The organism is Ignavibacteria bacterium, from assembly GCA_036262055.1.
Taxonomy (GTDB): domain Bacteria; phylum Bacteroidota; class Ignavibacteria; order Tepidaquicellales; family Tepidaquicellaceae; genus DATAJP01.
In genome coordinates, this window is the sequence record DATAJP010000001.1 from 1 (window position 1) to 25,762 (window position 25,762).

Annotated in this window: 21 protein-coding genes and 1 pseudogene; 8 read left to right on the forward strand and 14 right to left on the reverse strand. The window is 37.2% G+C overall.

The window, feature by feature from the left end:
* From VHP32_00005 to VHP32_00035, 7 genes and pseudogenes are all read right to left on the reverse strand, one after another.
* On the reverse strand, window positions 1-2,868 hold a 2,868-nt coding region (locus tag VHP32_00005), incomplete at its 3' end, for a carboxypeptidase-like regulatory domain-containing protein (GenBank protein HEX2786261.1).
* Between the two features lie 104 nt (window positions 2,869-2,972).
* Window positions 2,973-4,754, reverse strand: a complete 1,782-nt coding sequence (locus tag VHP32_00010; protein HEX2786262.1) for a T9SS type A sorting domain-containing protein — start codon at window positions 4,752-4,754, stop codon at window positions 2,973-2,975.
* 300 nt (window positions 4,755-5,054) lie between these two features.
* Window positions 5,055-5,777, reverse strand: a complete 723-nt coding sequence (locus VHP32_00015; protein ID HEX2786263.1) for a T9SS type A sorting domain-containing protein — start codon at window positions 5,775-5,777, stop codon at window positions 5,055-5,057.
* Window positions 5,778-5,813: 36 nt separating this feature from the next.
* Window positions 5,814-6,680: a helix-turn-helix domain-containing protein gene (locus tag VHP32_00020; GenBank protein ID HEX2786264.1), complete on the reverse strand. Its 867-nt coding sequence runs from the start codon at window positions 6,678-6,680 to the stop codon at window positions 5,814-5,816.
* A gap of 188 nt (window positions 6,681-6,868) precedes the next feature.
* Window positions 6,869-8,896, reverse strand: a complete 2,028-nt coding sequence (locus VHP32_00025; protein HEX2786265.1) for a class I tRNA ligase family protein — start codon at window positions 8,894-8,896, stop codon at window positions 6,869-6,871.
* A gap of 213 nt (window positions 8,897-9,109) precedes the next feature.
* Window positions 9,110-9,559, reverse strand: a pseudogene (locus VHP32_00030) (class I tRNA ligase family protein).
* A 59-nt stretch (window positions 9,560-9,618) separates the two neighbouring features.
* On the reverse strand, window positions 9,619-10,068 hold the full coding sequence (locus VHP32_00035) for an HIT domain-containing protein (protein ID HEX2786266.1): 450 nt from the start codon (window positions 10,066-10,068) through the stop codon (window positions 9,619-9,621).
* A gap of 136 nt (window positions 10,069-10,204) precedes the next feature.
* Between VHP32_00035 and VHP32_00040 the strand changes: the two genes are divergently transcribed.
* From VHP32_00040 to VHP32_00075, 8 genes are all read left to right on the forward strand, one after another.
* Entirely contained in the window at window positions 10,205-11,509 is a 1,305-nt protein-coding gene (locus VHP32_00040) for a T9SS type A sorting domain-containing protein (GenBank protein ID HEX2786267.1), read from the forward strand.
* Window positions 11,510-11,573: 64 nt separating this feature from the next.
* Complete coding sequence (bshB1, locus tag VHP32_00045; protein HEX2786268.1) at window positions 11,574-12,272, forward strand: bacillithiol biosynthesis deacetylase BshB1; 699 nt, start codon at window positions 11,574-11,576, stop codon at window positions 12,270-12,272.
* A 44-nt stretch (window positions 12,273-12,316) separates the two neighbouring features.
* Entirely contained in the window at window positions 12,317-13,174 is an 858-nt protein-coding gene (locus VHP32_00050) for a ribonuclease H-like domain-containing protein (GenBank protein HEX2786269.1), read from the forward strand.
* 53 nt (window positions 13,175-13,227) lie between these two features.
* A complete protein-coding gene (locus tag VHP32_00055; GenBank protein ID HEX2786270.1) occupies window positions 13,228-13,566 on the forward strand; it encodes a YbaB/EbfC family nucleoid-associated protein in 339 nt (112 codons plus the stop codon).
* Window positions 13,567-13,686: 120 nt separating this feature from the next.
* Complete coding sequence (gene recR / locus VHP32_00060) at window positions 13,687-14,292, forward strand: recombination mediator RecR (protein HEX2786271.1); 606 nt, start codon at window positions 13,687-13,689, stop codon at window positions 14,290-14,292.
* Complete coding sequence (locus tag VHP32_00065) at window positions 14,293-15,045, forward strand: class I SAM-dependent methyltransferase (protein HEX2786272.1); 753 nt, start codon at window positions 14,293-14,295, stop codon at window positions 15,043-15,045. It begins immediately after the preceding gene.
* Window positions 15,046-15,060: 15 nt separating this feature from the next.
* Window positions 15,061-15,654: a hypothetical protein gene (locus VHP32_00070; GenBank protein HEX2786273.1), complete on the forward strand. Its 594-nt coding sequence runs from the start codon at window positions 15,061-15,063 to the stop codon at window positions 15,652-15,654.
* Complete coding sequence (locus VHP32_00075; protein ID HEX2786274.1) at window positions 15,651-16,169, forward strand: hypothetical protein; 519 nt, start codon at window positions 15,651-15,653, stop codon at window positions 16,167-16,169. The genes VHP32_00070 and VHP32_00075 overlap by 4 nt, the downstream gene beginning before the upstream one ends.
* Window positions 16,170-16,171: 2 nt before the next feature.
* Here VHP32_00075 and VHP32_00080 read toward each other — a convergent pair whose 3' ends face one another.
* The 7 genes from VHP32_00080 to VHP32_00110 all read right to left on the reverse strand — a co-directional run bounded on the left by VHP32_00080 (window position 16,172) and on the right by VHP32_00110 (window position 25,762).
* Window positions 16,172-18,709, reverse strand: coding sequence for a T9SS type A sorting domain-containing protein (locus VHP32_00080; GenBank protein HEX2786275.1), 2,538 nt, complete (start codon window positions 18,707-18,709; stop codon window positions 16,172-16,174).
* 28 nt (window positions 18,710-18,737) lie between these two features.
* The gene (locus VHP32_00085; protein HEX2786276.1) at window positions 18,738-21,293 is read right to left on the reverse strand and encodes a T9SS type A sorting domain-containing protein; all 2,556 of its coding nucleotides are present in this window, start codon (window positions 21,291-21,293) and stop codon (window positions 18,738-18,740) included.
* Between the two features lie 160 nt (window positions 21,294-21,453).
* Window positions 21,454-22,560 carry a L,D-transpeptidase gene (locus VHP32_00090; protein ID HEX2786277.1) on the reverse strand — a complete coding sequence of 369 codons (1,107 nt, stop codon included), beginning with the start codon at window positions 22,558-22,560 and terminating at the stop codon, window positions 21,454-21,456.
* A gap of 32 nt (window positions 22,561-22,592) precedes the next feature.
* A complete protein-coding gene (locus tag VHP32_00095) occupies window positions 22,593-23,477 on the reverse strand; it encodes an aldehyde dehydrogenase family protein (protein ID HEX2786278.1) in 885 nt (294 codons plus the stop codon).
* Between the two features lie 5 nt (window positions 23,478-23,482).
* Window positions 23,483-24,325, reverse strand: a complete 843-nt coding sequence (locus VHP32_00100; protein HEX2786279.1) for a purine-nucleoside phosphorylase — start codon at window positions 24,323-24,325, stop codon at window positions 23,483-23,485.
* Window position 24,326: 1 nt separating this feature from the next.
* A complete protein-coding gene (locus VHP32_00105) occupies window positions 24,327-25,127 on the reverse strand; it encodes a purine-nucleoside phosphorylase (protein ID HEX2786280.1) in 801 nt (266 codons plus the stop codon).
* Window positions 25,127-25,762, reverse strand: coding sequence for a DivIVA domain-containing protein (locus tag VHP32_00110; GenBank protein ID HEX2786281.1), 636 nt, complete (start codon window positions 25,760-25,762; stop codon window positions 25,127-25,129). Before VHP32_00110 ends, VHP32_00105 begins: the two co-directional genes overlap by 1 nt.

A 25,762-nucleotide genomic window follows, 5' to 3' on the forward strand; every position in this document is an offset into this window, starting at 1 on the left:
TCTTGGCGGTCCCCAGTTTCCTCTTACACTGATTCTTTCCTGCCAGTATTCTCTGAAGAATGCATTTGTCTCATATCTTGATGCACCTGTAGGAGTCTGTAAGAATCCGTTATCATTCGGAGTTCCGGTTGACGGATATACTGCGTTAATAATTTCACTGTTAAGCAAATTAATTACATAAATATTGAAGTTTAAGCTTGTCTTCCAGATATCAACCGTCTTATCTATTCTTAAGTCAACTCTGTATCTCCAGTCTGTATATACTTCATTCTTTGATGAAAGAGGAAGCTCTCCCACACCCGTTCCCGTTGCCGAGGTTGACGGCTGTTTTCTCTGATATGGTCTGCCGCTGTTGAACGTAAATAATAAATTTATGCCAAAATTTTGTAAAACACTTCCTGCCCAGCCGGAGGGTGCATCATCTCCAATAAATCTGTAGTCAAGATTTACACTTCCTGTATGTCTCTGGTCATAGTCAAGAGGATATACAAATCTTGGAAGTGTCTGTCCCGTTGTCGGGTCAAGATTGTTTGCAAGAAGGAACTTTGAGTTAAAGTCCGAACCTGTTCCGCTTGAGAACGCAAGTGTATATGCAAGGTCAACTGCAAGACGGTTATACCTTCTCATTGACAGATAAAAATCCATTCCTCTTGCTATTGCAAAGTCATTATTTAAATATGTAGCAAAACCATTAGGAATCCTGTTTGCAGGTCCTTCAACTCTGCCTGCTCCGATAAGGTCTGTTGATTCCTTATAAAATGCAGTTATTCCCATGTCAATGTAATCACCTGCTAAATGGCGTAAGCCAATTTCATATTGTATAACCTTTGTCGGCTGAAGTGATGAGTTCTCTACAACATCCTGTAATGATGTAGATAGGAATCTTCTTAAAGTCTCTTTTGATACATAAAGAAGATTTAACTGAGGCATCTGAATCATCTTTCCATATTGCGCAATAAATATTGTTTTATCTGTAACAGGAAAAGAAAAGCCGAGACGCGGAGAAACTTCTATTGTAGGTTTTGATTGAACAAAATCATCGTCCGATGCAATTATACCATCGGGTCCTACCACATCATATGAAATATCTCTCAATACTTCATCGTTAACGTCAAGAAAGTCAACTCTGAAACCGCCATTAAAATTAAAATCTGAGAAACTGACTTTATCTCTTATATAAAAACCTCCCGTTAATGGATGTTTCTCCTGCGTGCCGTCTGATTGTGTTCCGGTTGTTATAAGAGTGCCGGATGGTGCATCAACAATTTCATACCCATACGAGCTTAAAGAACCTTGATTGGTTCCGTACCATCTGTCTTTTGCGTCAACGGTCAAATCAGCTAAAGGACTCGGGAAGACAGTCATCTTTCTTAATGTATTGTATTTATATTCCATTCCAAATTTTACTTCATGGTCACCGTAATCTTTTGTTAACTTTGTCCATGTAGCATCAATTTTACCGCCGATATAACTTATGTCAAGTTTTTGATAAAGGTTTCTTACGGTTCCGTATGTTGCAAACAACGATGCAAGATTCGGATCTAATCCACCGAATGAACCCTGAACGGTGGCGGCAGGATTGTAGTTTGTGTCTCCGTATAAATAAACATTGTCACCAAATAACGGGTCATACTCTTCATTATAATATTTAAAATATGATGCCTGAATCTCATAGAAAAAATTTTCTGTTATTTCATGAGACATTCTTCCATAAAATTGATAATCATTATTATCCTGTACACCGTTTCTGTGAGAATTGGTTGTTAATGCTCCTGTTATAGGGTCAAGCGCTATTACATTAGAAGTAGAAAATACACGTTGCGTTGAATTTACAATGGATGCACCGAACCTGAAATTAATCGGAATACCGGAATCTTTTATTTCTTTTAAATTGACATTTAATCTTCCATTGTAAGAATAAGATGAAAATTCATCGTTATGAACCTCTCCACCCGGAAATAATTTTGGTAAATTATTAAATGCCCATGAAGGACCATTAATTCTGTTAAAAGCTCTTTCAAAGCTTCCGTAAAAGTTAAGAACCTTTGACAAGCCTTGTGATGGAATCACCGGACCACCAAAAGTAACATTATATAAATTGTAACCTTGCTTCCGGGTATTGCCGATTTTTGTTATTAATTCATCTGTGATAGCTTCTACCGAACCGGTATAATAATCAGTGCCGGATTTTGTTGTAACATTTACAACAGTGGTGAGATTACCATATTCAGCACTAACGCCGCCTGTAATAACCGCAATTTCATTTATAAGTGAGTTAGGAACACTTGCTCTGGTTGAACCGTCTAACAAATTTGTTGTAGGATTTCCATCAACATAATAAACGGTTTCATTTGTTCTTCCTCCTCTTATATTAACCGCACCTCCGCGCTCGTCCTGAACAGTAGATATAGAATTTGCAATAATATTTTGGAGGCCGTGAACACCTTTGTGTTCAATCTGTTCACTTGAATAGGTTATACCCGTTTGGTTAACGTCGCGGATATCTCTTTCAGCGGTTACATTTATCGGACCAATTTCAATTCCTTCAGGAACCATTACTAATTTTAATTTAGTAATTTGATTTGCAGTTACCCTGACATTTTGAGTTATCAGCGAATCGAAACCAATAAATGTTGTTATTAAATTATATGTACCGGCATCAAGATTCTGAAGAAGAAATTCTCCATTATCATCCGATGCGGTAGCATTCTGAGAACCCTGGATTTTAACTATTGCACCCGTTAAAGGCTCGCCGTTGTCATCCGAAATTGTCCCGCTTATGCTTCCAGTTGCTTGTGCGCGCAAAAGTGAGGGTAGAAGAACAAATAGCAGGAGAAATTGAAACAATATGTATGTTTTGTTTTTCATTTTTTCTCCTTTGTTATTTTTAGTTGGTAGAAAAAAAATAACCCTCATAAAAAACTACATTTTATGAGGGTTACAGTAAGTTTAAAAGAACAAAAATAAAAAAACTATTTTACCAGCATCATCTTTTTAATGTCTTTGAAATCACCTGCAGAGATGGAATAGAAATATAAACCGCTTGCAAGCCGTGATGCGTCAAAAGTTATATTTTGAATGCCGGCATCCTGAGTAGCATTAACTAATGATGCTACTTCTTTTCCTAATACGTTATAAACTTTTAGCGTAACAAATTCTTTACGCGGAAGGTTATACGTTATGGTTGTAGATGGATTAAACGGATTCGGATAATTTTGTAACAACTTATAATCATTCAGGTTTGTAATGCTGTTGGAAATATTAGTTGTTGCCATCGTCATTTTCCTGTATATCAATGTGTTTCTTGTCGGTGGCATCAGCAAACCTGTTCCGTTAAAGGAAGACGGACCATCACCCGGGTCTTTCATATATGACATATTAAGTGTATGAGTCAAAGCAGTTGTTCCCAGGTTCCATTGTGAAATTGACGGGAATCCTTCATCGATTGTCGGAGTATTGGTGATTCTTACCGGCTCAGACCAGTTAGTGCCGTTATTTGTTGAATACATGTAAAATACATCTCTTGTGTTCCATCCGCGTGCTCCTGTATCTGAAGTAACTACATCAAATGAACAGTATAAAGCGCTGCCGTCTTCTGACCATCCGAGTTTTGGGTGGTCAATTGGATATTGGAATGCCCATGTTTGTGTATATGTTCTTGCCATCATCGGAAGATTTACTGTATCTGCAATCACCTGGGTTGAAGTAACTGTATTACCTGTACCTTTTATTAAGAACAATCTTGTCTTTGCAAATAAACCGTCGGCTGTTCCTGAAGCAACCCAGACCCAATCGTTTGTTCCCGGTTTGAAAGTTAAATCATGTCCGCCCGCAATATAAACTGTATCCTGATTTCCGTTTTCAAGGAAAGGAGTAAATATATCGAATGCTTCTCCAAAAGTTGCAGCATTGTCTGTAGAAATTTTCATGTGCACTATCGGACTCTCGAATACATCCATTTCTTGTTCGGGATTTGCAATCATTCCGACTGTCCCGTTATTATTGTCAGCTACATTAAATGCCATGTTACTGAATGCTACACCGCCTGCATAAGGAGGAGTGGCAATCCAGAAAACTTGTTTCGGACCAAGCGACGTTCCATTCCATATGCAGTAATATAAAGTATCATTTTGTGCGCCTGATGTTGACGATTGAGGTCTTGACAGCATTATTACATTGCCGTTACTTAATACGGAAATCTGCGGCCAGATAGCACTCGGTGCCTGCGCAAGATATTCTGTGAAAGAACCTAACCCCGGAAAAGCATCAACATATAAATTCGCATTTAAAATTGCGCCCGGTTGGCTATGATTTGCAATAATTGCTGAACCGTCTGATTTCAGTGCAAGAACTCCATAACCTGCTCTGATTCCCGGAACATTATCGGCAAATGACCATACAACCCCGCCGTCCAGTGAAAATGCATATTTTATTCTTCTGGATGTTACACCTGTAGCATCCACAGAATCTGCCTGCATGTCGATAACGTGAAACGCTAATGGGTTTGCAGGGTCCTGCTGTATATAATGATTTGACTCACCATTTGTTTTGTAATCATAAAATCCGGAAATTGAAGTCGCAATTTCAGGTCCTATTATAACATCGCCTTGAACGAATCCGGCAGCTAATTCCGTAACAAATGGAGGACCTAAAGGGGTTCTGTTGATTGGAATAAGACTGATGCTGCCATTATCATCCTGCATTCTTTGTACCTGGTTTCTTTGAACCCTGTCTATGGATTGTGCATTTACCATATTTGAAAAAATAATTAAAAAACAAATCAGGAAAGTATAAATCCCCTTCATTTTTTTTGCTCCTTTACATTTAATTTTGTTATTGACTTTTAAATAAAATAACCTGAATTTGCTAATACAAAGGGCTCAGGTGTAAAGTAAGAAAAACCATTCTATGGTTTGTTCCTTCCTTAATCTTACCTGGCGGGGTATAATTTAATTAAGCACCTGATGCCCTTCCTTTTTAAACTATCACCCTTAATATTCCAGATAATTAAGAACGAAACTAAATTCTACTTTAGTTTTATTTAATTGTCGTCATTATTTAATTAACGTCATTTTCTTTATATCGTTCAAATAAGCCGAGCTTATTTTATAAAAATAAATTCCGCTTGCAAGATTACTTCCGTCAAACTGGATTTCATTATTACCCGCTGTAAAAAATTGGTTGTCAGCCAAAACCGCAACTTCTTCACCGCTTATGTTGTACACTTTCAATGTAACATTTAGTGAAACTGGTAAATCAAAACTAATTGACGTAACAGGATTAAACGGATTCGGATAATTCTGATTAAGCTTGAAATCTTTATTGGTAAAATCAGACCACGATACATCTATGTCTAAGCTATACTTGTTCCCTTCAACGATTGCATCACTTAGATTGAATGTATAAAGCCAGTTACCGCCATTATTTCCGCCGCCTCCATTATTTCCCGGTCCGGTAGGCGAGTAAGCCAAGCCCCAGCCGCCGTCCCAGACAACATCACTCGGATATGCTAAAATTTTCACACCTTCAATTTTTGTAACTGAAAAGTTTGTAATTTTATAGCGTCCATTGTGTTGTATTGTAACCCGCGCAATTTCTTTTGGAACAACGGTAGAATAGTCGATGACTTTAATGTGACCGTTTGAAACAGGAAGACCGGTAACTGTGTTTTTAACCTTGCCGCTAAGCTCTTGGATATAAACAGGGTCGCTTGGTCCTGAAATTACAACTCCTGATGTTATCAGAACTAATAATATGTATGATATTACAGTTCTCATATTTCCCTCCGATTTTAAAAAGTTGTAAAAATTTGTTTATGCTGTTTTATTTAGTTTATAACTTTTATACTCTTTGATTGTCAATGAGTTCTCCCAGTAATAATGAAAGAGGTCAATCATTCTTCCGGCGAATTCCTCATTCCGGATTATTATATCCGATTTATTATGTCTCGGTATATGCTTGTCTTCTATATTAATAAAAACAATCTCTCTGTCGAATACAGTCATGTTAGGCAGTTTCTTATTTGAAATTTTTAAATTTTCACCGCCCTTTTCATAAAACTCGCAAAGCTTAATCAGGTCGTCTATCGTTGCATTGATGCGGGTTGCATTCTTTATAATTTTAAAATTTAAACTCGCTTCATAAAGGGAATTAATTATACCCCCTTTATTTAGGAACTTCACTGCTGTTTCATCAAGTTCCGGGGTTATCTGTCCCTCAAGGCGAATCATAAAAAATATTTCTTTTTTCGCCTGTTTGAATAAGTCGATGAATTTAATATGCCTGTGCTGGTTAAAACCCCTGATTAGCTCTATATTAATAGCGGCATCTTCTTTGTTCTTTTCTGTCTTATGAAGTGGTTTTAACTCCTCAAACGTAGTTATTAACCGGTTAATCTTATCTTTCGCGGCGTATTCATAGTCTCTTTCTATTTTATCTGAAATTACATCCGGGTCAATTATCTCAAATTTTGAAATTTTATTAGTTTCAATTTCATTGCAATAACCCTTTTCAGCAAATCCTTCAAGTATGTCATAAACTGCCGTTCTTGGTATTTTTGCCTTTTTCGCAATTTCTGTGGCTCCTAAAACTCCGCCTTTTAAAAGAACAAGAAAGACTTTCGATTCATAGTCTTTAAAACCTAATTCCTGAAGCTTTATTAGTATCTGTTTATCCTGCAAATTTGTTGTCTAATCTTTTACTGACAACTTTACTAATTATTTAATAATTGTCAATACCAAAAAAATTTATACATATACAGGGGGTTTGTCATTAGAAAAGAATGACGGGGGCTATTCATGGAAATGTAAAAGAATTGCTATAACTAATAATGGCGGGATTTAAACATCTGCTGGAAAATAAAGAGCTATTAACTATCCTGCACAACTACATTCACCATTTTATTTTTAACGGTGATTATCTTCTTAATGTCTTTTCCTAAAATATGCTTCTTCACGCTTTCGTTATCGAGAGCTGTTTGTTCAAGTGTCTTATCATCTGAATCAAAATCCATCTCTACTTTAGCTCGCACTTTTCCATTAACAGAAAACGCAACCGTTACCGTATCCTGCTTTGCAAGATTTTCATCATATACAGGCCAGCTTTCATAAGCGAGTGAACTTTCTTTGCTCAATCGGTTCCACAATTCTTCCGATATATGCGGTGCAAAAGGTGAAAGTATAAGAACAAATTTTTCAATTATCTTTTTGCTGATTTTATCGAGCTTGTATAAATCATTTATGAAAATCATCAACTGCGCAATAGAAGTATTGAACTTCATGTCACCATCATCTAAATCGTGAGTAATTTTCTTTATGGTTCGGTGCAAAAATTTTAATTCCTTATCTGTCGGGGCTTTATCAGCAATTTTTTCATTTAAGTTTCCGGTGTTCTCATCTACAATCAAACGCCAAACACGATTTAAAAATCTGTTCATTCCTGCAATACCTTCAGTGCTCCACGGTTTTGTCGCTTCTAATGGTCCCATGAACATCTCGAACAAGCGCAGTGAATCAGCGCCGTATTCATTAATCACCTCATCCGGATTTATAACGTTGCCGCGTGACTTGCTCATCTTCACACCGTCTTCACCAAGCACCATTCCCTGATTGAAAAGTTTTTCAAACGGCTCATCGTGAGAAACATATCCCAGGTCATATAAAAACTTCATCCAGAATCTTGAATAAAGCAAATGTCCGACAGCATGCTCTGCCCCTCCGATATATATATCAACAGGCATCCAGAACTTTTCTTTCTCTTTATCGACTAATTCATCTTTATTCTCAGGGTCGAGGTATCGCAAAAAATACCAGCTTGAACCTGCAAGCTGAGGCATCGTGTTCGTCTCACGGCGGTATGTTTCACCTGTTTTCTCATCTTTAACATTTATCCAATCGGTAACCAGCGCAAGAGGTGATTCACCCGTTCCGCTCGGCTTAAATTCTTTTAAGTCAGGAAGCTCAAGAGGCAAATCGTTTTCACCTAATGCAATATGAGTGTCATCTTGTTTATGAAGAATAGGAAACGGCTCTCCCCAATATCTCTGGCGCGAGAAAAGCCAATCGCGCAAGCGATAATTCACTGTTCTCTTTCCGAGATGATGCTCTTCAAGCCAGTCAATCATTTTTTCTTTTGCCTCTGAAGTCGGCAGTCCGTTCAGAAATCCCGAGTTAATCGATATACCTTCTTTAGAAAAGCAAAGCTCACCCGTAGTAACTTTGTTAATGTAATTTATGTATTCAGGTGAATCCTCAAAACCCATTGTCTTCAAACCTCTGCCGGTCAAAATTAATTCACCGGAACCTTCAGTATGAACTTTTCTTATAACCTTATCTCCAAGGTCTTCGGGAATGACTACCGGCTCAATTTCTATATTATATTGCTTGGCAAATTCCATGTCTCGCTCATCATGTCCCGGCACACTCATTATTGAACCCGTTCCATATGACATTAAAACATAATCAGAAATATAAACAGGTATTTCTTTTCCGTTCGCAGGATTGATTGCAAAAGCTCCCGTGAAAACACCTGATTTTATTTTTGAAAGCTCGATTCTTTCAAGCTCTGATTTTTTCAATGTGTTATCGATATATTTATCAATAATATATTTTTGTCCTTCGGTTGTGATTTCTTTCACAAGCGGATGCTCCGGTGCAAGAACTAAAAACGTCGCTCCGAAAATAGTATCAGGTCTTGTTGTATAAACTTCAACAAAAGGTTCGCTGTTAGGAATTTCAACCGCAGAGTTAGACTTTATTTTAAACTTTATCGTTGCACCTTCACTTCTGCCAATCCAGTTACGCTGAATCTGCTTTATGTTCTCAGGCCAATCGATTTTATTCAGTCCTTCAAGCAATCTGTCCGCATAAGCAGTGATGCGAAGCTTCCATTGCTTCATATTTTTACGGATGACGGTAAATCCCTTTTCAATTTGCTCGGCAACTTCTTCATTTGCAAGAACTGTCCCGAGCTCAGGCGACCAGTTAACAGGACCATAATCAAGATATGCCAGTCTCTGACTGTTTATGTAATCATTTTTTACTTTTTCAGTCACACCTTTCGGAATTTTTAATTCCGAAATCGGCTTGGCTTTGTTTTCGGTTTTATCGTAATAAGAATTATACAGCTTCAAAAAAATCCACTGAGTCCATTTAAAAAAATCTTTATCTGAAGTTGAAACTTCTCTGTCCCAATCATATGAAAGACCAATGTCTACTAACTGACCTTTAAATCTTGCGACACATTCTTCTGTTCTTATTTTAGGGTGAACACCTGTCTTCAAAGCAAACTGCTCCGTCGGCAAACCAAACGCATCCCATCCCATCGGGTGCATAACGTTGAACCCGCGCATTCTTTTGAAGCGCGCGATTATGTCCGTTGCAGTATATCCTTCCGGATGACCTACGTGCAAACCGTCTCCGCTCGGATATGGAAACATATCGAGAACATAAAACTTCGGTTTCGTTTTATCCAGTTCTTCAAACGGCGGAGTTCTGAAAGTTTTATTCTTCTTCCAGTAATCCTGCCACTTCTTTTCTATTTCTATGTGATTATATCTCATGTATAATTAGCTGAAGTCATTCCCGCGCAGGCGGGAATCCCATTCTGTATAATAAATTTTTACTCAAACAACTTCTGCACTTCTTTCAAATCTTCATCTTTTGCCTGCGGTCCCATCAGCGTCGAAAGATAACCCTGATACCTGTCAAAAAATTTTCTCTCAGGTGCATCTTTGTTTTCCCATTTTTCACCGAGTCCATGCAGAGGATAAAACTTTAAGTGAGCGTGATTTACTCCCATTCCTTCCATCACCATTGCAGTACGCTGAACTTTCATAACGTCATCTATTTTCTTGCCCAATTTTTTTGCTGTCTGCATGTATTTTACATAAACATCATCAGGCATATCGAAGACATAAGAATCATAATGCTCTTTCGGCATCAAGAGAGCCATTCCTTTTGTGTTCGGGAAAACGTCAAGTATCCCCAAAAAATCATCGTCTTCATAAATCTTATATGACAGGATTTTCCCGTCCACTATTTTACAAAAAATGCAGTCATCTTTTCTCATAAATACCTAAAAATTCAAATAAAATGGAATGCCTAAAATATACCGTTTTTACCTCATTTTTTCAGTGCATTGAGAGATACTGAATAATCTTGACAAATTTGTGAAAAATATGGAAGTTTTAGAAAATCCAACCGCCATGAAAAAGGTAATATTAATTTGCACTTTATTAATCTTTAATTCTTCTTTAGGTTTTACACAAACCGGCTGGCAGGCACAAAATATCTTTTCTGATTCTCCATTTGTTTCTATAGACTTCATAAACAATCAGACAGGTTATACTTATTCCTATGTGGGCAGAGTGTATAAAACCACGAATAGAGGTAGTCAGTGGAGTGACATTGGCTATTGCAATCCTATTTATACACGGGTTTCAACAGGATATGCTAATTCCGACGTATGGTATATTTTATATACCGATCCAGGTTCTAAGTTTCGGAAATCCACCGATTTTTCAAGCTGGCAAACTGTAAGCTTTCCAAACCCGCCAAGTTATCCGCCAACTTATTACATTACATTGAATGATGTGAGAATTATAAATAACAAAGGGTATTGTTTGGCTAATTTAAACGGTTCTGCCGGTTGGGTTGGAGTGTATTCAGGTCTATTATACCATAGTTCAAACAATGGAAATAACTGGAGTTGCATATATCAAAAATTCACGCAAGTTTTTAACGATTTTTATATTAAAAATGAAAACGAAATTGGAATATTAGAAAAAACATCTATTCATCGAACAACTGATGGTGGAATCAATTGGATTACTCAAAGTATTCCGAACATTCCCTCCGCAGCTTCTTCTATTTTATTCTCAAATCCATTTGAAAATATAATTTTAATTGCAAGGAGCAATTCCAGTTCCGGAAAAATTTGGAGATCATCAAACAGCGGTGCAACTTGGGATTCAGTTTATACTTCAAACACGGTTTTAAATAAATTGTATTTCGATAATGTTAACAATACGGTTTTTGTAATTGGGAATAATGGTATTATTTTGAAATCAAGTGATGGAGGTTTATCATGGCAAAACCAAAACAGCAATACAACTGCCAACCTTACAGATATTTATGCATTCAATAAAGATACAATTTTTATTTCAACAAGCACAGGGCAAATCTTAAAAACTGTAAACGGTGGCACTGTGGGAATCCAGCAAATCGGTTCTTCAATTCCTAATAAATTTATCCTTCATCAAAATTACCCCAACCCGTTTAATCCTTCAACTAAAATAAAATTTGAAATTCCTCAAGGTGATTTAAACAATGTTCAATTGACTGTTTATGACGTTTCAGGAAAAGAAATTTTGACATTGGTAAATCAAAGTTTAAGTTCAGGTGTCTATGAAGTTGATTTTAATGCCCAGAATCTGTTTAGTGGTATATACTATTATAAATTAACTTCAAATAGCCTTTCCGAAGTTAAAAAAATGGTGATGATTAAATGATTTTGTGCATAAATTAGTATAATTATTATAATTTAGTCTTTTTGTATTTTTATGAATGCAAAAATTGGATGTTTTATTTTTCGGAACGCACCCGGATGACGTTGAGCTGACCTGCGGCGGAACGGTCTATAAGCTTGTAAAATACGGCAAGCAAGTTGGCATTATTGACCTTACCCAAGGGGAATTAAGTACGCGCGGAAATCTAACAACACGCAAAAAAGAAACCGATGCTGCTTCAAAAGTCCTGGGTATTTCCGTTCGCGAAAACCTTAAGCTTAGAGATGGAAATATTACGAACAACGAAGCTTCGCGAAAAAAAATCATAAATGTTTTAAGAAAGTATCAACCGAAAATAATTTTTGCTCCTTATCCGTTTGAGCGCCATCCCGACCATATAAACGCAGGAAACATAATCCGTGATTCAATTTTTTATTCCGGTCTTGAAAAAATAAAAACAGGAAATCAAAATCCATTCCGTCCATCGAAGGTTTATTATTATCCGCATCATTATGATATTCCTGTTAGTTTTATAATCGATATATCACAGGAGTTTAAACGAAAGCTTGATTCAATAATTTGCTACCAGACACAATTTTTTTCCGGAAAAGAAAAAGGCGGGCCGCAAACTTATATCAGTTCTGAAATGTTTTATAAAAACATTGAAGCAAAAGCGAGATTTTACGGATTTAAAATCGGAGTTGAATACGGTGAACCGTATTTTACTTATGATGCAATAAAATTTGACATCGAACAATTGTTTTAAAAAGCGACAGACAAGAATGTCTGTCGTACCCAAAAAATTATTTAATGAGCAATAACAATAATAAAGACAGAGAGCGAAGAGTTGAAATGGCGCTTAATCCTTATGATAGAAGAATACTCGTATTCGACATCGAGGTTGCGCCGTATGATTTTGAAACAACTTACAGCGATGATGAAAAAAAATATCTGACAAAATATGCAAAAGGCGATGAAGAAATAAAACTCGCAATAGATAATCTTGTTTTCACACCATTTACTTCCGAAATCGTTGCAATCGGAATGCTCGATGCAAGATTTGAACTCAAAGAAGTTGAAAAAGAAATTACCGCAAAAAGCTTTGCAGATTTGAAAACTGAATTATCGGAACAGCCAAGAGAATGGGAACTAAAAGAAATAATGGGATGCGTGCTTATAAATTCAGAGGATGCAACTTTAACCGCAATGCGTGAAAATGTTAAATTTGTCGCTTCCGACGAAAAGGGAATTGTCGAAAACTTCTGGAATTACATAAAGAAAAATCAATATAATCTTTTTGTTACTTTCAACGGTCGTGAGTTTGATTGTCCTTACATAATGCTAAAATCTCTTGTGCACGGAATTAAGCCGTCATATAACCTAATGAAAGGGAATGATTTTAACATTCGTGATTACCACGTTGATTTGATGAAGGAGTTTATTTTCAACAAGCATTCCCCCACAGGTGCGCGCAGAAAGTTCAGTCTGGATTGGTATTGTAAAAAACTCGGGATTACAAGCCCGAAAACGCACGGCGTTACAGGTGATATGGTCGGAGAACTATATAGGCAGGGCAGAGTTAAAGAAATAGCAGATTACTGCTATGAAGACGTTTTTGCAACGATGAAACTCTTTGAAAGGTGGAATAATACATTAAACATAAGATAATTTTTACGTATAATTAATTAAAAGAACTAAAATACTTAAAGGAGATAACAAAAATGAACATGGGCAAAATGCAGGATATGCTAAAACAGGTAAAACAAATGCAGGATAAGATGGATAAAATTCAGGCGGAGCTTGAAAATAAAATCGTAACGGAAGAATCAGGCGGTGGCATGGTGAAAGCAACTGTGAACGGTAAAAATCAGTTATTAAAAATCGAAATTGAAAAAGAAATTATAAATCCTGAAGACCCTGACATGCTTGAAGATTTAATAATTGCTGCTGTAAACAAAGCGCTCGAAAGCTCTCAGAAGATGGCTTCCGAAGAAATGCAGAAAGCAACATCAGGAATGCTTCCTAATATTCCCGGCTTGAACATTCCGGGACTGGGATAAATAATCTTGTCATTCTGAGCGAAGCGAAGAATCCCCTTATAAGAAAAGAATGGGATTCTTCGTCGCAAGCTCCTCAGAATGACACATAAATTCAAAATTTTCTTCTCTTTAACGACATCAATGCTTAACATTTCCGAATCTCTCGAAAATTTAATACAGGAATTTTCAAAGCTTCCTTCAATTGGCAGAAAAACTGCTTTAAGGATTTCCATGTATTTATTGAAACAGCCGCGAGAAGAAGTAGAAAAATTTTCGGCTTCACTTATCGAAGCAAAAGACAGAATTAAATTTTGTTCGGTATGCTGCAACATAACTGAAGATGAAGTTTGCAGGATTTGCTCTTCATCAAAACGTGCCAGAAATATTATCTGCGTTGTTGAGGAACCGCAGGATGTAATTGCCATCGAGAAAACAAATGAGTACCGCGGACTTTACCACGTGCTTCATGGAAGGATTTCACCGCTCGATGGCATCGGACCAAACGACATAAAAATAAAAGAGCTTCTGCAAAGATTAGGAGAAATTGAAATTCCCGTTGATGAAATAATTCTGGCATTAAATCCTGATGTCGAAGGTGAAACAACAATTTTATATCTCAATAAAATTATCAGACCGCTCGATATTAAAACCACACGCATTGCACGCGGAATACCAATCGGCTCCGAGCTTGAATTTGCAGATGAAGTAACTCTCGCCAAAGCCCTCGAAGGGAGAGTCGTAGTTTAAATGGCTAAGGGTGAATGGTTCGAAGATTGGTTTTCAAGCAAGTTCTATCTCGAGATTTATCGCCACCGCAACGACGAAGATGCCCGCAATCTTATAAACTTAATTCAACGTTACGTTCATTTAAACACTGATGACAAAGCCCTCGATATCTGCTGCGGAGCAGGTCGTCATTCTCTTGAACTTGCACGCCGCGGATTTCATGTCACAGGCTTTGACCTCTCAAAATTTTTAATTTCCGAAGCAAAAAAATCATATAAGAACAGTCCTGAGCAAAACTTGAAAGTAAAATTTCTCATTAAGGATATGAGATATTTTAATTTTAAAAACAGTTTTGAATTAGCCGTAAATGTTTTCACAAGTTTTGGATATTTCGATGACGATAAGGAGAATTTCAGAGTCATAAAAAATGCTTCCGACTCAATCAGGAAAAAAGGATATTTCGTTTTTGACTATGTAAACGGCGATAATTTAAGAAAAAACATTGTTCCGCTTTCACGGAACAAATATGGCAATTTATATATTACACAGAGAAGAAAAATTGACGGTGATTTTGTTATAAAAAACATCAAAATTTCATCAGGCAAGAAAAATTTTGTATACCGGGAAAAGCTTAAATTATATGGGTTTAATACGATGGAAAAAGTTTTTGGAAAATACGGATTAAAAGTTTATAAATCATTCGGTGATTATTTTGGAAACAAATATTCAAAGCATAACTCACAGCGAATGATTTTATTTGCACAAAAAAAATAATACACGAAGTTTAAATTGAGAATCAGATTTTCATATATTGCGGTTTTAATTATTTTTGTCTCGTTTCTGAGCAGCTGCGGTTTGTTTGATACGCGCGATGTTGAACCGCCAATCGATCCCCGTTCTAACTTCATTCCCCCGACTTCACCTGAGCTGGTTTTGGTAAATCTGCAATTTGCAATAGCAGAAAAAAATATTGATAATTATATGAAGTGTTTTGTAGATTCAACGTTTGCGGGAGTTTCATACAGATTTTTTGCCGATGCGCCTACGCAAATTCAATTTCCCATTCTTACCGGGTGGAATATTAACAATGAAAGAATTTATTATACTAACCTTGTCTCGGCAACAAGCATTGAGTCTTCTTCAAATTTATTTCTTTCCAATTTTACTATGACGCAGGGGATTGACAGCGCGATTTATGATGCTGAGTATCTGCTTGCATTTAATCACAACAGAAACGTAATCCCGAAAACTTCCAAAGGTAAATTGCGTTTTGTGCTCGTTCCCGATTCAAGAAGCTTATGGGGAATAAAAACCTGGAGCGATTTCAAAATTGAAGAAAGCGATACAACCTGGAGTTATCTAAAGGCAAGTTTTGTAAATTGAAACATTCATCAAAAAATATTGCATTATCTTTTTTTGTTTTATTCAGCATAATTTTGTTTGCAAGTTGTGATAATTTATTCTCGCCGAAGCTTGATACAAGAACTCCGACTAATATTATCACTGACCAAAAAACAATCGAAGGCTTGTTCCAAAATTTTAAATACGCATATACATTTAAAGATACTACTGTATATGGTCAGTTATTAAATGAGGATTTTGTTTTTATTTATCGTGACTATGAGCAGGGCTTTGATGTTTCGTGGGACAGGGCAACCGAAATGAGAACAACAAACGGTTTATTTAACTCCGCTCAGAAGCTTGACTTAATCTGGAACAATATTATTTTTCAGGCGGGGGATTCGCTCAACACTTCTTTAAAGCGAAGCTTTAATCTTACCATTACTTTTAACCCTAACGAAATAATAAATCTGAACGGGTTTGCCGATATGACAATAACCCGTCCGACTTCAGATTCAAAATGGAAAATAAAACGCTGGCGTGATGAAAGCTTTTAATTTTATTTTATCAGCATCATTCGTTTTGTATCTTTGAATCCTCCCGCAATAATGTGACAGAAATAAACTCCTGATGCAAGATTTACTCCGCTGAATTCTTCGGTATATAAACCTGCAAGACGTGTTTCATTTACAAGAGTGGCAACCAATCTTCCTGTAACGTCATAAACACGCATTGTAACGTGCAATTCATCGGGAATGGTGAAAGTAATTTGTGTTAAAGGATTGAACGGATTCGGATAATTCTGCAATAACTCAAATTGAATGTCAGTTGGTATGCTTTGCGGAGGTTCCTCTTTTCTGAAAATGCTTCTTCCGTATGTTGCTGCAACGACAAAAAATTCGTTCATTTGAGTTGTATAACTTCTCATCTCCGTTACTATAGCAGCTTCGGGCATTCCATCATTCCACCTGAACCAGCTAACGCCGCGGTTTGTGGTTTTATAACAGCCCATCTCAGTACCTAAGTATAAAACATTTATTTTTTTAGGATTAGTTACAATTGCAGACACCGGAACATTCGGAATATTTCCTGAAATGTTTGTCCATGTTGAACCTGAGTTTGTTGTCTTATAAACTTTCTTTCCATCCGTTAGTCCCGTCATTAATGCATAAACAATATTTGAATTTTCCGGATGGGGCGTAACTGCTCTAACGCGCAAACCAGCCGGAAGTCCTCCTGAAATTTCTGTAAAGCTTCCTGTATTTGACTTTAAAAAAAGCCGCTTACCCGCATCAGCTGTTGCCAAAATAACAAAAATATTTGTCGTATGTCCTTGCAAATAGTATATTGGAAAGAAATCATAAATTTGAGCCGGGAATGCGGCATCTTGTAATGACCAGGTTGTTCCGTAGTTAGTTGAGTAATATAAACCTGCCTGAGAATTTGTGTAAATTGTTGTTGGCGTTGTTCCAATTGCCCTAATCTTCGGGTAACCCTGCTGTGATGCGCCAATTCCTGTGCTTATGTCTGTCCATGAATTTCCATTATTGAGCGACATCAAGCGATGAAATGAAAGATTGTCGCCATAAACTCCTATTGTTCCATATACAAGTGCGCTGTTTGAAGGATCAACTGCGACTCCTCCTCCGTCTCCGCCCCAGTTCACGCCGTATTTCCAGAATAAACCTCCGTTTGTTGTTCCCGTAAATCCATTATCACGCGAGCCGCCCCAGATTACATCGGGATTGCTCGGACCGACATCAAAATTTACATATTGCGTTATCGGATAATAATTTTCTTCGGTTGTATATGATTGTCCTCTGTCATCCGAAAACGAAACTCCTCCGTCATTGGCAACCCACATATTCTGTCCGGTCGAATCCCATATTATTTCATGCAAGTCACAGTGCAGATTGTAGCTTGATGTAATGTCAGTTTCTTTCACCCAGTTGTTGCCGTTGTTAGAAGTTCTGTAAAGCCATACTCTCCCTGCAAATGCCAGCGCAGGATTTGTGGGACAAACACTTACTGTGTTAACATACCAGGCAATTCCGTCAAATACATCTTCATTCAAAGAAGTTCTTGTCCATGAAGATTCATCGGCATTGGTTGTATAAACGCCAAGTAATTCATTATTATCGTCTCTTCCCATCAAAGCCCAGATAACGTTTGGAAAGTTTTTGCAAATTGAAATTGAAGTTCTGCCGACATTTGAAGTTGGAAGCCCGGGGGTTGTAAGTCTGTGCCAGTTCGTTCCGCCGTTTGTTGATTTATAGATGCCTCCCAAACCGCTGTCATTATCCCATAAGGCGCAATAAACAATATCAGGTGACTGAGAGTGTATATCAACATCCGATATTTGCCCATCCAGGTACTTTGTCCAGGTGAGACCATTGTCATCAGACCTGAAATATCCGCTTACAGTTACAGCATGAATTACATTCGGTCTGCCGGGTGCATAACGTATTTTAAAAAATTGATTTGAGAATGCAGATATTTTTATCCAGTTAAGTCCTCTGTTTGTCGTTCTGTATAAGCCGGTTCCGTTGGAAACATACGGCTCGCCTGTCCCGACAATAATGATGTTGCTGTCAACGGGGCTAATATCGAAACTTCCTATAGCTAAGCTTGGAAGATTATCTGTTAAACATATAGGTTCGCTGCCGTTTGCAACCCATAACCCTCCCGATGCCGCTGCGATTTTTAAATTATTATTTGAAAGCCTCATGTCTAGAACTCTGCCGCTGAATTTGCGTACACCGGTTGAATCCATTGCGCTTCCATATGGACCAAGCACTTTCCACGGAACAACATTAGAGTTATCAAAATCTTTTTCATCCGGAACCATACGGGTTTCATCCCACATTTTAGTTAGCTGTTCCTGAGAAAGAATTGCATCTTCGGGATAGTGCGTTATACCGAAATATTCTTTTTGAAAGCCCGGCTCACCGCGCTGGTCAGAAGGTTTTTTGATTTTTACGGTATTTCTTAAATCGAAAGGTTTATTCTCGAAAGGAGAAAAATAAAATAAACAAAACGCAACAAATAAAACAATCAAAGAAGAAAATAATAAAAGAATTTTTTTAAACTTTTTCATTAATAAGATAAAATGAATTTTTAAAAAATTACTTCAGCAGCACCATCCGTTTTGTATCCCTAAATCCTCCTGCATGGATTGTAAGGAAATAAACACCTGACGACAGATGTGTTCCGTCAAAATCTTCCGTATATAGTCCCGAAAGCCGGGTTTCATTTACAAGCGTGCTGATTAATCTTCCCGTTATGTCATATACCCGCAGTGTTACTTTGCTTTCTTCAGGAAGCGTGAACGTAATTTGTGTTATAGGATTGAATGGGTTCGGGTAATTCTGGAATAACTGAAACATTGTTTCTTCACCGGGAATATTTTGAGGAGGTTCTTCTCTTCTGAAAATTCCTCTGCCATAAGTTGAAGTATAAATGAAAAATTCATTCATAGAAGTCAGAACAGGTTTCATCTCGGTAACGATTGCTGCTTCGGGCATTCCTTCATTCCATCTGAACCAGCTAAATCCTTTATTGGTTGATTTATAGCAGCCCATTTCCGTTCCAAGATATAATACAGCGGAATTTTTCGGATGAACAACAAGATGAGACATTACAACGTTCGGAAGATTTCCCGAAATGTTTGTCCATGTTAAGCCCAGATTTTTAGTCCTGTACACTTTTTTTCCTGATTCTGTTCCTGTCATAAGCGCATATGCAACATTATTATTTGCCGGGTCAGGTACTACAGATTTAATCCATAATCCTTGCTCAAGTCCTGTTGATCGCTCAACATAAGAAGCGCCATTTGAACTGATATAAAGACGCTTTCCGGTCTCAGCGGATTCAAGCCAGACATAAACATTTGTTCTGCTGTTTGCAGGATAATACCCGATAGAAAAGTCATAGATTTTTGCCGGCAGAGCTGCGTCATACAAAGTCCAGTTCATACCGAAATTTTCTGTTTTATATAAACCTGTCCACGAGTTTGTAAAAAGAGTTGTCGGAGATGTTGGTATTGCGCGGATTTTAGGATACTCTTCCCTCGATGCGCCTATACCGTTGCTTACATCAAACCAGCTTTTACCAAAATCCATCGTTCTTATTCTGTGGAAAGCTAAAGCTCCGCCATAATTACCAAGTGTGGCATATAGAATAATGTGATTAAACGGGTCAAATGCAATACCTCCTCCGTCAGCAGCAGAGGGATACGCATAAATCCATGAATTACCTCCGTTGGTCGTTCCGGTAACGGCATTATCGCGTGAGCCTCCAAAAATATAGTCTCTGTTGCTTGGTGCAACATCGAAATTAGCATACTGCGTGATGGGATAAAAATTATCCGCTGTTGAAAATGATTCACCGCCGTCATTTGAGTATGATACACCCCCATCATTCGCAACCCAAACGTCTTGACCGTTAGCTCCCCACAATACTTCATGCTGGTCTGCATGAAGATTTTTACCTGCCGTTATGTCGGTATTCTGAAACCAGTTAAGTCCTCCGTTAGTAGTATGATAGAGCCATATCCCGCCGACTAAAGCAACCTGGGGATTGGTTGAAGAGACACCTATTGCATGCACATACCACCCGAATCCGCCACCTAAAATATCACCCCATTGGGTAGGTGAAACACTTGTCCATAGAACTCCGTCGGAAGCAGTTTTGTAAACACCAAGAAGAAAATTATTATCATTTCTTCCTATCAGTGCCCATATATTATTTGGTACATTTTTACAAAGCGCTAAAGAAACTCTCCCGACGTTTGAAGTTGGCAGTCCTTGCGTTGTAAGCTTTGTCCAGTTAGTGCCTCCGTTTGTTGATTTATAAATTCCTCCTAAATTTGTTCCCCTATCCCATACACCAATGTGAGCAATATTCGGATCTAAAGGATTGACTATAACATCAGAAACTTCACCTTCAAAATACCTTGTCCAGTTTAAACCGTTATTATCAGACCTGTAATATCCGTTTTTTGTCGCAGCGTGAATCACACTCTGGCTGTTTGGAGCATATATTAGTCTATAAAATCCTCTTGGTGTATTTCCCATGCTGATACGCGTCCAGTTTAATCCTCCATTTGTTGTCCTATGCAATCCTGTACCGTCTAATACGTTTGGTTCGCCTGTTCCCACTATGATAATGTTGCTGTCACCGGGATTAATTGCGAAGCTTCCGATAGCAAGACTTGACAGATTATCAGTCATTGGAATCGGGTCTGCTCCGTTTGATGCCCATAAACCTCCTGATGCAGAAGCAATCTTCAGATTGCCGTTTGTAATTTTTAAATCTAAAACTCTTCCTGTGTACTTGCGTACTCCGGTTGAATCAATCGCTGAACCGTACGGACCTAATTGCCTCCACGGAACAATGTTTGAACTGAAATCTTTTTCATCAGGCATGTTTTCAATTTCATCCCACATTTTTAAAAGCTGTTCTTGTTCTAAATCGGCAGATTCAGGGTAATGTGTCTTACTAAAATATTCTTGTTGAAATCCCGGTGAGCCGCGAAGCTCCTGTGATTTTTTAACTTTGGTTGTTTTTAATACATCGAAAGAATTGTCGTCATTTGATGAGTCAGCAGAGAAGTAAAAAACAAAAACTAAAATGGTTAATACAGGAAATAGTATCAATAATGAATTTTTGAGCTTATTCATTTGTCAGGTTTAGGTTTTATGAGGATATCCGTTAGGTAATAGTTAATACGGATAATAAAAAAAGAACTGGTAAAAATTACATTTTTTGTAAAAAGAAAAAAATGTAATTCTTACTTATGTAAGGGGGTGGGTAAAAAGTGTTAATTTCTTAATATTTGAATTATTTCATCAAAAACTTCTGCTGAAGTTCGCTGAAATAATATTTTTGATATTGCTCGCCGTTAGCAAGAAGCCAGTCAATTACAAAATCAAGCTCCTGTTCGGTCAAACCTTTATTAAATTCTCTTACGAATTCTGCTTTTATGTTTTCTTTGGTAGAGAGAGTTATCAGCGACGGATCATTTTCTCTTATGTTTATGTTTCTTTGATTTTCATATTTATAAACATCCTTAAACAGTTCAATGTAATGTCCGTTCGCATCTTTATTAATATCAAATGTTTTATAAATTATCTGCACCGGAAATTTATCCACTTCTTCAAAATCATATTGCATTGTTCTTTTACTTCCAATCCAGCCGTTTAAATCTTTTGATTTTATAACTCGCCTTATCAAAAATCTTTTCATCTTATCTATGTTGTCATTATCGGTTCTTACGCAACCATGCGACAAGCTTCTGATTTCATCATCAAGTAAATAAGGTTTATTTGTCCCGTGAAAATATCTTAAGGAATTTTCATCGTACCATACGGTAAATAATCCAAGTGGATTTTTTGGACCCGGCGGAGTTGCTTCAAGATGCGCAAGCTTCGGGTCAGGGTCTTTCCATGTTGGCCAGTTTCTTATTCTGAACGCAGTGAAGTTTCCGGTTAGCGTTTTTGTGCTTGGCGCACCCACAACATGATTCCAGGTGTCCAAATAAATTGTATCATTTTGATAAAGCTGATAAATATTTGACTGAAACTGTGGTATGTTCAACTGCCAGAAAATTTTTGTTGTGTCAGCATTGAAATTCGGTTTAACATAATAACTCCATTCAAAGGTAAGAGATGTATCACCTTTTACTTCATCAATTTTTACTACAGGTTTTGATTGTCGTGTGCTTAAAATTTCTTCTATTGCACTTTCGGGAATAATCGGGAAAAATTCGGTGATATGCTCCCGCATGCTGAGGTCTGCTTGTTCCTGGCTGGACGTTTCTACATAGAATCTTTCGGAATCGTTTCTCGGACTTTCTTGAGAAGCTTCTTTTATGGAATTTGCTTCCTGAGCAGAAAGCTTTGAGCAAATAATAAAAACAAATACTAAAAGGGTAATAAAATTTTTCATGAGTTAATTTAAAACTTAAATATTTATAAAAATTAATAAGCCATTGTATGCCAGACGGTTTTTATTTCCGTGAATTTAATAATCTGTTCGAGATTATTATTTTCGTTTTTACTGAACCAATCATGCTTATCGGAAAAATAATATAAGCGCTTTACGTTGAGCGCGCAAAGCTCCTGAACATTTTTTATTAGTTCTTTATCCGACGTGCACAAATCAACAGCTCTGACATCAAAATGTCCGCACAAATGAGAAATAAGCTCGCTTTTTTTACCTGTAAGAATGTTAATTGTTCCTGAAGGTACATCACTTGTAGCAATTACCTCCGAAAAGCTTAACGCAGGAAGCGGATATTTTTCATTTGCAAGAATAACGCATGAGCTTCCGCTTGCAATCACTGAGCAAATTCTTGAAACAAGCGGTATGAATGATAAAGTATCCGGTAAAACTATTGCAACAATCCCGACAGGCTCAGGAATCGAAAAATTAAAATAATTATTCTGCACAGGATTCACTGTTCCGTATAATTGCATCCATTTATCGCTGAAACCTGCATAATAAATTACTCTGTCTATTGCAGCTTCAACTTCTTTCTTAGCATTTGATTTCGAAGCACCTGTCGATAAAATTATTTCTTCGATGAATTGTTCTTTTCTTCCTTCAAGCATTTCTGCCAGACGGTATAAAATCTGTCCGCGTTCATATCCCGTTTTTGATGACCAGCTTATAAGCCCCGGCGCAGCAGCCTGAACTGCATTGCGCACATCTTTTTTCGATGCTCGTGATATGTTGCAGATTTTTTCGTTGTTTTTTGGATTTAAAACTTCAAGATAACGCTCCGATTCCGTGCGCGCAAACTTGCCGCCGATGAACAACTTATACATTTTTGGAACGCTTAACCTTGTTGAAGTTTTTGCCATACCTTTTATAACTTATTGATTATCTCTTCAAGAACATCATTTAAAAACTCGTTCGATTTTTTTAAAGCTTTCTTTCTGTCCTTTTCCATCTCATCATCGTTTCTTTTATCTTCCATCATAACATCAGCAACAAGATTTCTTGTAATCAGTCCAATGCCTGCAAATCTCATTCCGCTGTGAACAGCCGCAATGTTTTCAGGAACAAGAGAATATCCGACAACATCTGCTCCAATCTCACGATAAAATCTTGCTTCAGCATCGGTTTCGCTCGCAGGACCAATCAATCCTATATAAACACTCTCGTTAACTTTTATTTTATTATCAATCAAAACTTTTGAGGAACGGTTCAATAATTTTGAGCTGTAAGCATCGCTCATATCAGGAAAACGCACACCGATGTCGCCGTCATTTGGACCAATCAATGGGTTATCTCCCATTAAGTTAATATGGTCATATACCAAAGTAAAATCTCCTGTTTCAAACCGCGGATTTAAATGCCCAACTTCATCCAATGAAAGAATTTTTTTGACACCGCAAAACTTTAACGCATAAATTATGTGTCCGATATCCTGCATCGAAAACCCGTCATAATAATGCAGACGGTTTTTATAGATGAGCAAATCCTGCTTTCCACACTTCGCAGTCATTATAAAATAATTTCCTGCTTCAACCGGCTTGCTGAAATTATAGGAAAGCTCAGCTAAGTCGATAACGTTATTATATTTAATCTTTGACGGCAGGTTAATATCCCCATCAAGTATCAAAGCAGTTTCCGGTTTAAAATTTTTCGGGAAAAATGATTTTATGTAATCTGCGCTCTCGAGTATTTTATCTTTTTGTTCACCCATGTTAAAATTTTTCGACTAATTTTTCTGTTAATAACATTAATTTTTTTTCTGCAATCTCTGCAGACTCGATTATATGTTCAAGCAAAGCAACTTTTAAAGTATCCGGAAAACCTTCATCCGTAATAATAGAAATCCCAAGTGTTTCAATTCCGATGTTTGATGCTGTGATAATCTCAGGAATTGTTGACATCCCGACAACGTCAGCACCGATTTTTCTAAGCATTCTGTACTCCGCTCTCGTCTCAAGATTCGGACCCTGAACAGATGCATAAACACCTTTATGAATTTCGATTCCATTTTCCAGAGCAGTTTCCTCCGCAAGATTCAGTAATCTTTCAGAAAACTGCTTAATAGGTTTGTCATCATAAAAAAACTTTGCGCCTCTCAGCGGATTTGCAAAATGAAAATTCATATATGAAGATAAAAGCATTAGTTCGGTTTTTTTGTAAGTCGGATTCAATGCACCGCAGGCATTCGAGATTATAAGATTCTTTACTCCGAATGATTTTAAAACATGAAGCGGAAACGTAACATTGTAATGTGAGTATCCTTCATAATAATGAAACCGTCCCTGCATCGCAATTATTTTTTTGCCGGCAAGCTTGCCAAAAAATAATTTTCCGTGATGAAATTCTACTGTCGATACAGGAAAATTCGGAATCGTATCATAATCAAAAACACAGTCGGGTTCGATTTTATTTACAAGTCCGCCCAGCCCGGTTCCTAAAATTATTCCTGTTTCGTATGTATCTTTTACGGTTTGTTCTAAAAATTTACAAGCTTCGGCGTGAATTGTGTGCATTACCTCGTTTCAAAATTTTCATCAAAGGAAGTTGATGGAAAAGTTATGTCGTTGATATTTTCGTTATCATTGGAAGCTTTTCGGACAGGCTCTTCAGGAAGAATCGAGAGCGAATCTAAATGTTCATTATGCTCATCATGTTCTTGCGAAGATTTCATTTTCGCAAGCTCCATTTTGAATATTTTCTTATTCTTCATAAAATCTTCAAACTCGTTCAGCTTGTCGGTAAGAAAACTCTTCGTTTCTTCAAGCAGTCTTTCATTTTTATTCTTAATCTCTTCAAGCTCATGTCTTTTGTTAATTATGTCCTCGTTAACATCCTGTCCGATTTTTTTGCTGTTCAATTCAGCTTCACGGACAATCAAATCTGCTTTGCGTTTTGCGTTGTTAACAATTTCTTCTGCTAAATCCTGTGACTTAACAATTGCTTTCTGAAGTGTAAGCTCATTCTCTTTATAGATGTTTATGTCATTCGTTAAGCTTTTCACTTTTTCCATCAGGTTCTTATTCTCGACAAGAAGCTTTTCGTAATGATTGCTTACGGTTTCAAGAAACGCCTCGACTTCATTAACGTCAAATCCCCTTAAAGATTTTCTGAAATCGTTTTTCTTAATGTCCCGTGATGTTAAGTTCAT

Coding starts and splice junctions, on each gene's coding strand:
- VHP32_00055 (HEX2786270.1), top strand. CDS start 13,228: ATGAACATGGGCAAAATGCAGGATATGCTAAAACAGGTAAAACAAATG.
- VHP32_00105 (HEX2786280.1), bottom strand. CDS start 25,127: ATGCACACAATTCACGCCGAAGCTTGTAAATTTTTAGAACAAACCGTA.
- recR (HEX2786271.1), top strand. CDS start 13,687: ATGCTTAACATTTCCGAATCTCTCGAAAATTTAATACAGGAATTTTCA.
- VHP32_00015 (HEX2786263.1), bottom strand. CDS start 5,777: ATGAGAACTGTAATATCATACATATTATTAGTTCTGATAACATCAGGA.
- VHP32_00035 (HEX2786266.1), bottom strand. CDS start 10,068: ATGAGAAAAGATGACTGCATTTTTTGTAAAATAGTGGACGGGAAAATC.
- VHP32_00100 (HEX2786279.1), bottom strand. CDS start 24,325: ATGGGTGAACAAAAAGATAAAATACTCGAGAGCGCAGATTACATAAAA.
- VHP32_00050 (HEX2786269.1), top strand. CDS start 12,317: ATGAGCAATAACAATAATAAAGACAGAGAGCGAAGAGTTGAAATGGCG.
- VHP32_00080 (HEX2786275.1), bottom strand. CDS start 18,709: ATGAAAAAGTTTAAAAAAATTCTTTTATTATTTTCTTCTTTGATTGTT.
- VHP32_00010 (HEX2786262.1), bottom strand. CDS start 4,754: ATGGTAAATGCACAATCCATAGACAGGGTTCAAAGAAACCAGGTACAA.
- VHP32_00110 (HEX2786281.1), bottom strand. CDS start 25,762: ATGAACTTAACATCACGGGACATTAAGAAAAACGATTTCAGAAAATCT.
- VHP32_00095 (HEX2786278.1), bottom strand. CDS start 23,477: ATGGCAAAAACTTCAACAAGGTTAAGCGTTCCAAAAATGTATAAGTTG.
- VHP32_00085 (HEX2786276.1), bottom strand. CDS start 21,293: ATGAATAAGCTCAAAAATTCATTATTGATACTATTTCCTGTATTAACC.
- VHP32_00040 (HEX2786267.1), top strand. CDS start 10,205: ATGAAAAAGGTAATATTAATTTGCACTTTATTAATCTTTAATTCTTCT.
- VHP32_00025 (HEX2786265.1), bottom strand. CDS start 8,896: ATGAAGCAATGGAAGCTTCGCATCACTGCTTATGCGGACAGATTGCTT.
- VHP32_00065 (HEX2786272.1), top strand. CDS start 14,293: ATGGCTAAGGGTGAATGGTTCGAAGATTGGTTTTCAAGCAAGTTCTAT.
- VHP32_00090 (HEX2786277.1), bottom strand. CDS start 22,560: ATGAAAAATTTTATTACCCTTTTAGTATTTGTTTTTATTATTTGCTCA.